Source organism: Pseudomonas fluorescens (assembly GCF_001708445.1).
Taxonomy (GTDB): domain Bacteria; phylum Pseudomonadota; class Gammaproteobacteria; order Pseudomonadales; family Pseudomonadaceae; genus Aquipseudomonas; species Aquipseudomonas gorinensis.
The window spans coordinates 2,000,070-2,012,412 of the sequence record NZ_CP015637.1 but is presented as its reverse complement, the minus strand read 5'-3'; the positions used below and the strand labels follow the sequence as shown (position 1 = coordinate 2,012,412).

General features: G+C 60.5%; 12 protein-coding genes. 8 read left to right on the top strand and 4 right to left on the bottom strand.

Annotation, left to right across the window (positions count from 1 at the left end; translation table 11 throughout):
• Window positions 1-322 precede the first annotated feature (322 nt).
• The 6 genes from A7317_RS09170 (at window position 323) to A7317_RS09145 (ending at window position 5,695) form a co-directional block, all read left to right on the top strand.
• On the top strand, window positions 323-1,399 hold the full coding sequence (locus A7317_RS09170) for an ABC transporter substrate-binding protein (protein ID WP_024074390.1): 1,077 nt from the start codon (window positions 323-325) through the stop codon (window positions 1,397-1,399).
• A 189-nt stretch (window positions 1,400-1,588) separates the two neighbouring features.
• On the top strand, window positions 1,589-2,395 hold the full coding sequence (locus A7317_RS09165; protein ID WP_041160881.1) for an alkaline phosphatase family protein: 807 nt from the start codon (window positions 1,589-1,591) through the stop codon (window positions 2,393-2,395).
• The gene (locus tag A7317_RS09160) at window positions 2,392-3,237 is read left to right on the top strand and encodes an ABC transporter permease (protein WP_024074388.1); all 846 of its coding nucleotides are present in this window, start codon (window positions 2,392-2,394) and stop codon (window positions 3,235-3,237) included. The genes A7317_RS09165 and A7317_RS09160 overlap by 4 nt, the downstream gene beginning before the upstream one ends.
• Window positions 3,224-4,024, top strand: a complete 801-nt coding sequence (locus A7317_RS09155) for an ABC transporter permease (RefSeq protein ID WP_024074387.1) — start codon at window positions 3,224-3,226, stop codon at window positions 4,022-4,024. Before A7317_RS09160 ends, A7317_RS09155 begins: the two co-directional genes overlap by 14 nt.
• The gene (locus A7317_RS09150) at window positions 4,021-5,010 is read left to right on the top strand and encodes an ABC transporter ATP-binding protein (protein ID WP_024074386.1); all 990 of its coding nucleotides are present in this window, start codon (window positions 4,021-4,023) and stop codon (window positions 5,008-5,010) included. The genes A7317_RS09155 and A7317_RS09150 overlap by 4 nt, the downstream gene beginning before the upstream one ends.
• A 31-nt stretch (window positions 5,011-5,041) precedes the next feature.
• Window positions 5,042-5,695: an HAD family hydrolase gene (locus A7317_RS09145; RefSeq protein ID WP_069075613.1), complete on the top strand. Its 654-nt coding sequence runs from the start codon at window positions 5,042-5,044 to the stop codon at window positions 5,693-5,695.
• Window positions 5,696-5,838: 143 nt separating this feature from the next.
• Here the strand turns inward: A7317_RS09145 and A7317_RS09140 are convergent, their stop codons facing one another.
• Entirely contained in the window at window positions 5,839-6,801 is a 963-nt protein-coding gene (locus A7317_RS09140; protein ID WP_069075612.1) for a zinc-binding dehydrogenase, read from the bottom strand.
• 138 nt (window positions 6,802-6,939) lie between these two features.
• Between A7317_RS09140 and A7317_RS09135 the strand changes: the two genes are divergently transcribed.
• Window positions 6,940-9,021 (top strand): carboxy terminal-processing peptidase, encoded by a 2,082-nt coding sequence (locus tag A7317_RS09135; RefSeq protein WP_172831342.1) that lies wholly within the window; start codon window positions 6,940-6,942, stop codon window positions 9,019-9,021.
• Between the two features lie 118 nt (window positions 9,022-9,139).
• A complete protein-coding gene (locus A7317_RS09130) occupies window positions 9,140-10,909 on the top strand; it encodes a bifunctional diguanylate cyclase/phosphodiesterase (protein ID WP_024074382.1) in 1,770 nt (589 codons plus the stop codon).
• Here A7317_RS09130 and A7317_RS09125 read toward each other — a convergent pair.
• From A7317_RS09125 to A7317_RS09115, 3 genes are all read right to left on the bottom strand, one after another.
• Entirely contained in the window at window positions 10,906-11,277 is a 372-nt protein-coding gene (locus tag A7317_RS09125) for a hypothetical protein (RefSeq protein WP_005786715.1), read from the bottom strand. The genes A7317_RS09130 and A7317_RS09125 overlap by 4 nt on opposite strands.
• Window positions 11,274-11,612 (bottom strand): helix-turn-helix domain-containing protein, encoded by a 339-nt coding sequence (locus tag A7317_RS09120; protein ID WP_024074381.1) that lies wholly within the window; start codon window positions 11,610-11,612, stop codon window positions 11,274-11,276. The genes A7317_RS09125 and A7317_RS09120 overlap by 4 nt, the downstream gene beginning before the upstream one ends.
• 108 nt (window positions 11,613-11,720) lie before the next feature.
• Window positions 11,721-12,176: a YkvA family protein gene (locus A7317_RS09115; RefSeq protein ID WP_024074380.1), complete on the bottom strand. Its 456-nt coding sequence runs from the start codon at window positions 12,174-12,176 to the stop codon at window positions 11,721-11,723.
• Window positions 12,177-12,343: the final 167 nt, after the last annotated feature.

The following is a 12,343-nucleotide window of genomic DNA, read 5'->3' as shown; positions in this document are numbered from 1 at the left end:
CCGTTCAGGTGCATAAACCGCGCGTTATTTGGGCTTCTGTTGTTACGTGCCAGCCTAGGCATTACAGATGACCGACAGATGACAGTCCGCATCGTGCCCCCTGCCCCACCCTGCAATACATCGGCCAAGTCCAGAGTCTGCGGGCACTTGAGCATGGTCTACGCTAAGTCTGCACTGTGCGACATCAGCGCTTTAAAAACGACATCGACATGAAACTGTCATCCATCGAGCCTAGATTGGCTCAGGTATTGCTGACCTAGACCAACACCACCGCTAACGTTCGTATAAAACGCCGCGTTGAAAACGCCCAAAGGAGCTTCGGATGAAACAGCTTTTCCTGGCATCACTGTTAGGCTCGACCATTGCCATGTGCACCGCCGCCATGGCCGCTGATACCGATTTAAAAACCCTTGAAGCCGCCGCGAAAGCGGAAGGCGCCGTCAACAGCGTCGGCATGCCCGATGACTGGGCCAACTGGAAAGGCACCTGGGAAGACCTGGCCAAGACCTACGGCCTCAAGCACATCGACACGGATATGAGCTCGGCCCAGGAAATCGCCAAGTTCAAGGCCGAAAAAGACAACGCCAGCGCCGATATCGGCGACGTGGGCGCGGCCTTCGGCCCGATCGCGGTGAAACAGGAAGTCACCCAGCCGTACAAACCGTCCACCTGGGCCCAGGTTCCGGATTGGGCGAAAGACAAAGACGGTCACTGGGCCCTGGCCTACACCGGCACCATCGCCTTTATCGTGAACAAGAAGTTGCTGCACGGGTCTGAAATCCCCACCAGCTGGGCCGACCTGCAGACCGGCAAATACAAGGTCTCCATCGGTGACGTAAGCACCGCGGCACAAGCCGCCAACGGCGTGCTGGCCGCCGCCATCGCCAATAAAGGCGACGAGAAGAACATCGCCCCTGGCCTGCAATTCTTCACCAAGATCGCCCAGCAAGGCCGCCTGTCACTGTCCAACCCGACCATCGCCACCATGGAAAAAGGCGAAGTCGAAGTGGGTGTGGTCTGGGACTTCAACGGCCTGAGCTACAAGGCCAAGATGGCCAACCCGGCTGACTACGTGGTGCTGATCCCATCGGACGGCTCAGTGAAATCCGGCTACACCACCATCATCAACAAATACGCCAAGCACCCGAACGCCGCCAAGCTGACCCGCGAATACATCTTCAGCGATGCCGGCCAACTCAACCTGGCGCGTGGCAACGCACGTCCGATCCGTGCCGAAACCGACCTGAAACTGCCGGCCGACATCGCCAAGAACCTGATCCCGGGCGAGCAGTACACCAAGGCCAACCCGCAGCCGATCAAGGATGCCGATGCCTGGGAAGCGACTTCCAAGAAATTGCCGCAGTTGTGGAATGAGCAGGTCATCGTAGAAATGAAGTAAGGGTTTATCCCACATTGGAGCTCCAGTGGAGATCCAATGTGGGAGGGGGCTAGCCCCCGATGACGGTGGATCAGCTAACCAATCCGTTGAATGACACACCGCTATCGGGGGCAAGCCCCCTCCCACACTTTTGACCTCGTTCCTCCAGGGAAATTGAGTCAAGTCTATTGCCGCGGAGCGTTCTCCCCCATGAAGCACACTGTCATCCTTGTCGTGCTCGACGGCCTCAACTTTGAGGTTGCGAGGCACGCCATGGGGCACTTGCAGGCCTATGTCGGCGCAGGACGCGCAGCCCTCTACAAGCTGGAATGTGAACTGCCTGCCCTGTCCCGTCCGCTGTATGAATGCATCCTCACCGGCGTGCCACCGATCCAGAGCGGCATCGTGCACAACAACGTTTCACGCCTGTCCAACCAGCGCAGTATCTTTCACTACGCCACCGACGCCGGTCTCACCACGGCGGCAGCGGCCTATCACTGGGTCAGCGAGTTGTATAACCGCACGCCCTTTATCGCCGCCCGTGACCGTCATACCGACGACAAGGCGCTGGCGATCCAGCACGGGCATTTCTACTGGAATGACCATTACCCGGATTCACACCTGTTTGCCGACGCCGAGAGCCTGCGGCTCAAGCACGCGCCGCACCTCCTGGTGGTGCACCCGATGAACATCGACGACGCCGGCCACAAGCACGGCCTCGACACACCGCAGTACCGCAACAGCGCACGCGCGGCCGACATCATCCTGGCCGACTACCTGCAAGCCTGGCTCGATGCCGGTTACCAGGTGCTGGTGACCGCCGACCACGGCATGAACAACGACCGTTCCCACAATGGCCTGCTGCCGGAAGAACGCGAAGTGCCGCTGTTCGTCATCGGCGACGCCTTCAGCCTGGACGCCGGCGCCGCACCGAAACAGACCGAGCTGTGCGGCACCGTCTGCGAACTGCTGGGCGTCCCCCACGACAAACCGGTATGCCGGGAGCTGCTTAAATGAACGCTATGACCCGCGGCAAATGGCTGGCGTTGCTATGCCTGGTGCCATTCGCACTGTTTTTCATCGTGTTCGAGATTGCCCCACTGGTGTGGGTGCTGATCAACAGCCTGCAAACGGAAGAGTCCGGCTGGGGCGTGGACAACTTCACGCGCATCTTCAGTTCGAAGTTCTACCGGCAAGCGATCCAGTTCAGCCTGGAGATCAGCTTCTACTCCAGCATCTTCGGGATCATCATCGCCACCCTGGGCAGTTACTCCCTGCGCCGCGTCGATTCGCCGCTGCGTAACTTCGTCACCGCCTTCGCCAACATGACCAGCAACTTCGCCGGCGTGCCCTTGGCGTTTGCCTTCATCATCCTGCTGGGGTTCAACGGCAGCATCACCTTGATGCTCAAGCAGGCCGGGCTTATCCAGGACTTCAACCTGTACTCCAAGACCGGGTTGATCATCCTCTACACCTACTTCCAGATCCCCCTCGGCGTACTGCTGCTCTACCCGGCGTTTGATGCGCTGCGCGAAGACTGGCGCGAATCGGCGGCGTTGCTGGGCGCAAATGGCTGGCAGTTCTGGCGGCATATCGGCTTGCCGGTATTGGCGCCGGCGCTGCTCGGCACGTTCGTGATCCTGCTGGCCAACGCCCTGGGTGCCTATGCCACCGTCTATGCCTTGACCACCGGTAACTTCAACGTGCTGCCGATCCGCATCGCGGGCCTGGTGTCCGGCGACGTGTCACTCGACCCGAACCTGGCCAGTGCCCTGGCCGTCGTGCTGGTGGCACTGATGACCGTGGTCACGGTAGTCCATCAACTGCTGCTCAAGAGGAGCTACCATGTCTCGCGCTGAAGCCGGCCCTGCCGCCCTCTACCATCGCGTAGTGGTGTACCTGTTGTTCGCGATCCTGGTATTGCCGCTGATCGGCACCTTCGTCTATTCCATCGCCAGCAGTTGGTCGGCCACCATCCTGCCCGCCGGCTTCACGGTGAAATGGTATGTGCAGTTGTGGAGTGACCCGCGCTTCCTGATGGCCTTCGGGCAATCCTTGCTGGTATGCGTGGGTGCGCTGATCCTGTCGGTGGTGTTGATTTTGCCGTTGCTGTTTGTGGTGCATTACCACTTCCCCCGGCTCGATGCGCTGATGAATATCCTGATCCTGCTGCCCTTCGCGGTGCCGCCGGTGGTGTCGTCGGTGGGCCTGCTGCAACTGTATGGTTCCGGCCCATTCGCGATGGTGGGCACGCCGTGGATTCTGATCGGCTGCTACTTCACCGTGGCCTTGCCGTTCATGTACCGCGCGATCACCAACAACCTGCAAGCCATCAACCTGCGGGACCTGATGGACGCCTCGCAACTGCTCGGCGCCAGCACCTGGCAGGCGGCGATCCTGGTGGTGCTGCCGAACCTGCGCAAAGGCTTGATGGTCGCCCTGCTGCTGTCGTTCTCGTTCCTGTTCGGTGAGTTCGTGTTCGCCAATATCCTCGTGGGGACACGCTACGAGACCCTACAGGTGTACCTCAACAACATGCGTAACAGCAGCGGCCACTTCACCAGTGCCGTCGTGATTTCCTATTTCTTCTTTGTGCTGGTGCTGACCTGGGCCGCCAATATCTTGAACAAGGACAAAAGCCAATGAGCTTCGTGAGCGTCCAACACCTGCAAAAAGGCTACGCCGGCACTCCGGTGTTCAGCGACATCAACTGCGAGATCGCCAAGGGCGAGTTCGTCACCCTGCTTGGCCCGTCCGGCTGCGGCAAATCCACCCTGCTGCGTTGCATCGCCGGCCTGACCTCGGTGGACAGCGGCCAGATTCTCCTCGACGGCCAGGACATCGTACCGCTGAGCCCGCAGAAGCGGCAGATCGGCATGGTGTTCCAGAGCTATGCGCTGTTCCCCAACATGACCGTGGAACAGAACGTCGCCTTCGGCCTGCGCATGCAGAAAGTCAATGCCGACGACAGCCACAAGCGCGTGCAGGAAGTACTGCAACTGGTGGAACTCAAGGACCTGGCCGGACGTTATCCGCACCAGATGTCCGGCGGCCAGTGCCAGCGCGTAGCCCTGGCCCGCTCGCTGGTCACGCGCCCGCGCCTGTTGCTGCTCGATGAGCCGCTGTCGGCACTGGATGCACGCATTCGCAAGCACCTGCGCGAACAGATCCGTCAGATCCAGCGCGAACTGGGGCTGACCACGATTTTCGTGACCCATGACCAGGAGGAAGCACTGACCATGTCCGACCGCATCTTCCTGATGAACCAGGGCAAGATCGTGCAAAGCGGCGACGCCGAAACCCTCTACACCGCACCCGTGGACGTATTTGCCGCCGGGTTTATCGGCAACTACAACCTGCTCGATGCCGACAAGGCCAGCCAACTGCTGCAACGCCCGATCAGTGGGCGTATCGCGATTCGCCCCGAAGCCATCGAACTGAGCCGCAGCGGCGAACTCGACGCCTTGGTGCGCAGCCACAGCCTGCTGGGTAACGTGATCCGTTACCGCATCGAAGCCCGTGGCGTGGAACTGGTGGTGGACGTGCTCAACCGCTCGGCGGACGACCTGCACCCGGACGGCCAGCGCCTGGCACTTTCCATCGACCCCAGTGCGCTGTGTGAAGTAGCCTGAGCAACAACGATTGACTGAGAGAGCATGACGGATGGCATTGGTAATTTTTGATTTGGACGACACGCTGATCCACGGTGACTGCGCCACCCTGTGGAGCGAGCAGATGGGCCGCCTCGGCTGGGTCGACCCGGAGTCGTTCATGCGCAAGAACAACGAACTGATGGACGCCTACAGCCGGGGCGAGCTGGCCATGGAAGACTTCATGGACTTCAGCCTGGAGCCGATGATTGGCCGCACGCCGGAGGAAATCGAGCATCTGGTCGAACCGTGGGTCGAAGATGTGATCGAGCCGCTGATCTACAGCGACGCCACCAAAACCATCGCCCGCCACCGGGCGAACGGCGACCGAGTCCTGGTGATTTCCGCATCGGGCACCCACCTGGTCACGCCCATTGCGGCGCGTATCGGTATCGATGAGGTGCTCGGGATCGATCTGGACGTCGGCCATGGCGCGTACAGCGGCCGTACCGTCGGTGTGCTGACCTACCGCGAAGGCAAGATCACGCGTTTGCTGGATTGGTTGGAACGGGAAGGAGAAACCCTGGAAGGGGCGTACTTTTATTCGGATTCGCGCAATGATCTGCCGTTACTGCTGAAAGTCGATCACCCGCAGGTGGTGAACCCGGATCCGGTGCTGCGCGAGCACGCCGAGAAGGCCGGCTGGCCGATCCACCACTGGGTCTGATTCGACCGAAATCCAAATGTGGGTGGGGCGGTGCGACGATTCGACTTGCTCCCGATGGCGGTGTGCCAGATGAAGAATTCTTCACTGACCCACCGCCATCGGGAGCGAGCCTCCACCCACCTTGACCCTATTTCAATCCCGGATCAGGTCAGGCTTTCGTCAATCACCAACACCAACTTCCCGGCAATCTGGTTGGTCGCCAACTCGGCAAACGCCGCCTCGGCATCCTTGATCGGGAAAGTCTTGGCCAACTGCGGGCTCAAGCGCCCTTCGGCGAACAGCGGCCACACCTGCTGGCTCAGATCACTGAACAGGTCAGCCTTGAACTGATCATCACGGCTGCGCAGGGTCGAGCCCAACAACTGAATACGCTTGCCCAGCACCTGTGCCAGGTCCAGCTGCGCCTCGCGGCCACCCATCAGGCCGATCAACACCCAGCGCCCGTCCAGGGCCAGCAGCTTGAGGTCCAACGCCGCGTAGCTGCCGCCGACCGGGTCGAGGATCACATCGAACGGCCCGAAATCGCGCAACCCTTCGATACCGTCGGTGCGCACCACACCGCCCTGGGCCCCGAGGTCTTCGCAGTAGGCCAGGCGCTGCGCCGAACCGACGCTGACCCAGCACGGGCTGCCAAACGCCTTGCACAGCTGGATCGCCGCCGAACCCACGCCGCTGGCGCCCGCGTGCAGCAACACTTTTTCACCGGGCTTGAGCCCTGCCAGCTGGAACAGATTGAGCCACGCCGTGCTGTACACCTCAGGCAACGCCGCCGCTTCGGCCAGCGACAGGCCTTCGGGCACGGGCAGTACATGGCGAGCATCCACCACCACTTCTTCCGCCATGCCGCCACCGGCCAGCAGCGCGCAGACCCGGTCGCCCACTTGCCAGGACGAGCCGGCCCCGACTTCGCTGATCACCCCGGAACACTCCAGGCCCAGCACATGGCTGACGCCCGGCGGCGGCGGATAGAGCCCCGCCCGCTGCAATAAATCGGCGCGATTGAGCCCCGCAGCCGCCACGCGAATGCGAACTTGGCCTACATCGCACGTAGGACTTGGCGCCTCAACCCACTCCACATGACCTTCAACGCCTTGCAATGCTTTCACAGTGCCTCCATAGTGAGTCTGGACTGAGCCCGTAGCTGTAGCGTCGGGCTTTTTGCATTATGCGACCGGCCCATATGGAACCGGCGACTTCAAAGACGGCCTAATATGCGTTATCAATTGCCCCCGCGTCGAATCAGCATGAAGCATTTGTTCCCCAGCACCGCCCTCGCTCTTTTCATTGGTCTCGGCCTCTCGTCGATGTCGACCAATACGTTCGCAGCCAATAGCTGGGACAATCTTCAGCCTGATCGCGATGAGGTGATTGCCAGCCTTAACGTCGTCGAGTTGCTCAAGCGCCATCACTACAGCAAGCCGCCGCTGGACGACGCGCGCTCGGTGATCATCTATGACAGCTACCTCAAGCTGCTGGATCCGTCGCGCAGCTACTTCCTGGCCAGCGATATCGCTGAGTTCGATAAGTGGAAGACCCAGTTCGACGACTTCCTCAAGAGCGGCGACCTGCAACCCGGCTTCACCATCTACAAGCGCTACCTGGACCGCGTCAAAGCGCGTCTGGACTTCGCCTTGGCGGAGCTGAACAAAGGCGTCGACAAGCTCGACTTCACCGAGAAGGAATCCCTTCTGGTGGATCGCAAGGACGCCCCTTGGCTGACCAGTACTGCCGCGCTCGACGACCTGTGGCGCAAACGCGTCAAGGACGAAGTGCTGCGCCTGAAGATCGCCGGCAAAGACCCCAAGGCCATCCAGGAACTGTTGACCAAGCGCTACAAGAACCAGTTGGCGCGCCTGGACCAGACCCGTGCCGAAGATATCTTCCAGGCCTACATCAATACCTTTGCGATGTCCTACGACCCGCACACCAATTATCTGTCGCCAGATAACGCGGAAAACTTCGATATCAATATGAGTCTGTCGCTGGAAGGCATCGGTGCCGTCCTGCAAAGCGACAATGACCAGGTCAAGATCGTGCGCCTGGTGCCGGCGGGTCCGGCAGACAAGACCAAGCAAGTGGCTCCGGCCGACAAGATCATCGGTGTGGCCCAGGCCGACAAAGAGATGGTCGATGTGGTCGGCTGGCGCCTGGACGAAGTGGTCAAGCTGATCCGTGGGCCGAAAGGCAGCGTGGTGCGCCTGGAAGTGATTCCGCACACCAATGCGCCGAACGACCAGACCAGCAAGATCGTGTCCATCACCCGCGAAGCGGTGAAGCTCGAAGACCAGGCCGTGCAGAAGAAAGTCCTCAACCTCAAGCAGGATGGCAAGGACTACAAGCTGGGCGTGATTGAAATCCCGGCCTTCTACCTGGACTTCAAGGCCTTCCGTGCCGGCGACCCGGACTACAAGTCCACCACCCGCGACGTGAAGAAAATCCTTACCGAGCTGCAGAAGGAAAAAGTCGACGGCGTGGTCATCGACCTACGCAACAACGGCGGCGGTTCCCTGCAGGAAGCCACCGAGCTGACCAGCCTGTTTATCGACAAGGGCCCGACCGTGTTGGTACGCAATGCTGACGGCCGTGTCGACGTGCTCGAAGACGAGAACCCGGGCGCCTTCTACAAAGGCCCGATGGCGTTGCTGGTCAACCGCCTCTCGGCCTCGGCTTCGGAGATTTTCGCTGGCGCCATGCAGGACTATCACCGCGCGTTGATCATCGGCGGCCAGACCTTCGGTAAAGGCACCGTGCAGACCATCCAGCCGCTCAACCATGGCGAGCTGAAACTGACCCTGGCCAAGTTCTACCGGGTTTCCGGGCAGAGCACCCAGCATCAGGGCGTACTGCCGGACATCGACTTCCCATCGATCATCGATACCAAGGAAATCGGCGAGAGCGCACTGCCTGAGGCCATGCCGTGGGACACCATCCGTCCCGCGATCAAGCCCGCGTCAGACCCGTTCAAACCGTTCCTGGCGCAGTTGAAGGCCGACCACGACATCCGCTCCGCCAAGGATGCCGAGTTCGTGTTTATCCGCGACAAACTGGCTTTGGCCAAGAAGTTGATGGAAGAGAAAACCGTCAGCCTCAACGAAGTGGATCGCCGCAAGCAGCACAGCGACATCGAGAATCAGCAACTGGTGCTGGAAAACGTCCGCCGCAAGGCCAAGGGCGAAGAGCCACTCAAGGAGCTGAAGAAAGAAGATGAAGATGCGCTGCCGACCGAGGCGGATAAAACCAAGCCGGAAGACGACGCCTACCTGGCCGAGACAGGCCGGATCCTGCTGGACTACCTGAAAGTCAGCAAGCAGGTGGCCAAGCAGTAAATGATGGCGATTTAATGTGATCGCTCAGCAGAGTGTCATCATATAGACATCATTCTGTCGTGAAATGAAGGACCGTAGGCTTAATGCCTGCGGTCCTTTTTTTTCGATCGAGATCGCCATGACCATGACCGAACAGCTGAATGCATTGGGCTCTATCCTGGCTCAAGGCAGTTTGCACAGCCTGTTCCAACCGATCATCTGCCTGTCAGAACGGCGCATCCTCGGCTACGAAGCCCTCAGTCGTGGCCCGTCCAACAGCCCGCTGCACTCCCCTGTCGCCTTGTTCGCCGTGGCCAGCCACGCAGGGCGCCTCAGTGAACTGGAAATGGCCTGCCGCGAGAGCGCCTGCCGCCGCTTCAGCGACCAGAAGCTGCCGGGCAAGCTGTTTCTCAATATCTCGCCGGAATCCCTGATGGAAACGGCGCACCAACCAGGACGCACCCTGCAACTGCTGCGCGACTTCGGCATTCCACCGAGCCAGGTGGTGATCGAACTCACCGAGCAGACACCCACCGACGATTTCGACGTGCTGCAAACCGCCCTGCATCATTACCGTGACATGGGCTTCGCCATCGCCCTTGATGACCTGGGTGCCGGGTATTCCAGCCTGCGGCTGTGGTCGGAGTTACGCCCGGATTACGTGAAAATCGACCGGCACTTCATCGACGGTATTCATCAGGACGCGCTCAAACGTGAGTTTGTCGGCTCCATCCTGCAGATCGCCCGGGCCTCTCGTGCCCAGGTGATCGCCGAGGGCATCGAATTGCCCGAGGAGCTGGCGGTGCTGACCGAGATGGGGGTCGACCTGGTCCAGGGGTACCTGCTTTGCCGCCCGCAGGAACACCCGCCGCAAGAAGCACGCCTGATGCTGCCCAAGCCCGACAACGCCAATATTGCCCTCAGCGAGGAAGCCAGCGACCTCAGCGCGCTGCTCAACGAACAACCGGCGGTGGATCAGGACACCGCCACCGCCCAAGTGCTGGAATCTTTCCGGCGCCAGGCCAACCTCAATTCGCTGGCGGTGCTGGATGGGCGTGGCCATCCGGTCGGTATCGTGCATCGGCATTCGTTGTCCGATGCGCTGCTCAAGCCGTTTGCCACCGACCTCTTCGCGCGCAAGCCGATCAGCCGCCTGATGAGCACTGATTTTCTGGCGGTGGAACTGAGCCAATCCTTGCAGCAAGTCAGCCGGCTGCTCACCAGCCGCGCCCGGCAACGCATCGAAGAGGATTTCATCATCACGCTCAACGGCGACTACCTGGGCCTGGGCCGGGTGATCGACGTGCTCAAGCTGATCACCGAACTGAAAATCCAGCAAGCGCGCTACGCCAACCCGTTGACCCTGTTGCCGGGCAATGTGCCGATCCAGCAGTGCCTGACGCGGCTGTTGCAACAGCAACGGGAGTCGGTGATTTGCTATGTGGATATCGACAGCTTCAAGCCGTTCAACGATATCTACGGCTACGGGCGTGGGGATGAGGTGTTGTTGTGCCTGGCACAATGCCTGAACGACCGGGTCGACCCCAGCCGCGACTTCGTCGGGCATATCGGTGGCGATGACTTTTTGCTGGTGCTGGGGCCGCAGGATTGGCGCAAGCGGCTCAACCAACTGCTGGACGACTTTCACACCCAATGCCGACGTTTCTACCGCGCCGAGCACCTGGATGCAGGCTGCTTCGTGGCCCTGAACCGCCAAGGTATACGCCAGGAGTTTGCGTTGCTGTCGCTGTCCATCGGCGTGGTGCATTTATATCCACAGGCCTGTGGACAACTCGATGCCAGCCAGTTGGCCGAACTGGCATCCCAGGCCAAACACCACGCCAAGGATGTGGCCGGCTACAGCATCCATGTGATCGACAGCCTGGATTTACTGCCACAGGCGCTTTAGGCCTCGGCGGACTCCGGGTACTCGTATTCGAATACGCGCACCACTTCCGAGGCGTGCCAGGAGGCGGCGGCCACCCCATCGGATGGCCCGCTGAAACGCCCCAGGCGCTCCACGCACTCAAAGAAGCCGGTGCGCGGCAGGCGGCTGGCGCCCTGGCTGATCACCAGGGAGCTGCGTAACGGCTGCTCGGCCTTGGCGTCCAGCGCAGCCAGGTGTTCCAGCGCGGCGGCCAGGGTTTGCATGGCCGGCGTGGGAAATTGCAGGCGCTCCAGCAGTGCGCGGTAGGTCAGCAGATGGCGCTGGCGGCGCGCCTGGTCCAGTTCATTCAATAACCCATCCCAGTGTTGACGGCTGATACGTAAGCTCAAGACTCGTCCCTCCAACCTGCAACGCCCAGTTCCCAGGCCAGGCTGCGGCGGATCGCGGCATCCGGCTGGCGTTCACCACTTTCGATCAATCCAAGATACGAGGGGCTGATACCCACGGTACGCGCCAGGGTCTCGATGGCCAGGCCCTTGGCTTCGCGCAAGCCGCGCAGGTCAGCGAGCGGGCGCAGGTCCTGGGCGACAGCGGCTTGGGCAGTAGAAGGCGAAGGTGACGTAGGCTGTTGCTGACCGGCAGCTTTTAGCAGCGCCTGGTACTGATCCCATGGCAACACCGCATATTCGGGTTCGCCATTCCGTGAAATTATCTGAATATCCATGACCGCCCCGTAGGATAACAACACTTACTAAGTAAGCACTTTCCTTAAGCACCTTCTTAAGAGTGTAATCCTAACAGCCACAAAGGTCGCAGGGGGATAGCACTGTCGTCAGTTTTTTTGCGGGTTTTCATTGGCCAGCAAGGCCGGTGTCGCAGGCAGCCGCTCGACCACGGCGAGCTTTTCCGGGCGCTGCGCCTCACGCCAGGCACGAAAAGCGCTGAGTTCGCCTTCCAGGGTCTTCATGACCCATGCCAGCACCGCAATGTCGTCGAGCATGCCGAACATGGGGATAAAGTCCGGGATCGCATCAACCGGGCTGAGGAAGTACATCAGCCCCGCCACCACCGAAACCAGCGCCTTGGGACTGATCGCACGGTACTCGCCGCGCCAGTAGGCCAGGCACAGGGACTGGAGCAGCTTGAGGTCATCCTTGAGTTTGCCCAAGCGGTTCCCCTGGCTTGAGCCCTTGGCGGCAACGGCGAACAGCAGGGTCGGCAACCGTCCACGGCCGAGCAGGCGAGCGGCCATGGGCAGGAAGCGGGTGAAATTGAAGGGTGGTTTCATTCGTCACTCCAGTTCCAGGCAACAGAAAAGGTTATCCACACAAATTGTGGATAACCTTGTGAACAGAGCCCGTTTTCCTGGCTGAAAGCCACGGTTTACAAGGCTTGCAGTCAGATCGGGCGTTTTTTGCGCACATGAAAAAAACCCAAGAATTCATTGACTTGGCG

Coding starts and splice junctions, on each gene's coding strand:
- A7317_RS09170 (WP_024074390.1), top strand. CDS start 323: ATGAAACAGCTTTTCCTGGCATCACTGTTAGGCTCGACCATTGCCATG.
- A7317_RS09165 (WP_041160881.1), top strand. CDS start 1,589: ATGAAGCACACTGTCATCCTTGTCGTGCTCGACGGCCTCAACTTTGAG.
- A7317_RS09160 (WP_024074388.1), top strand. CDS start 2,392: ATGAACGCTATGACCCGCGGCAAATGGCTGGCGTTGCTATGCCTGGTG.
- A7317_RS09155 (WP_024074387.1), top strand. CDS start 3,224: ATGTCTCGCGCTGAAGCCGGCCCTGCCGCCCTCTACCATCGCGTAGTG.
- A7317_RS09150 (WP_024074386.1), top strand. CDS start 4,021: ATGAGCTTCGTGAGCGTCCAACACCTGCAAAAAGGCTACGCCGGCACT.
- A7317_RS09145 (WP_069075613.1), top strand. CDS start 5,042: ATGGCATTGGTAATTTTTGATTTGGACGACACGCTGATCCACGGTGAC.
- A7317_RS09135 (WP_172831342.1), top strand. CDS start 6,940: ATGAAGCATTTGTTCCCCAGCACCGCCCTCGCTCTTTTCATTGGTCTC.
- A7317_RS09130 (WP_024074382.1), top strand. CDS start 9,140: ATGACCATGACCGAACAGCTGAATGCATTGGGCTCTATCCTGGCTCAA.
- A7317_RS09120 (WP_024074381.1), bottom strand. CDS start 11,612: ATGGATATTCAGATAATTTCACGGAATGGCGAACCCGAATATGCGGTG.
- A7317_RS09115 (WP_024074380.1), bottom strand. CDS start 12,176: ATGAAACCACCCTTCAATTTCACCCGCTTCCTGCCCATGGCCGCTCGC.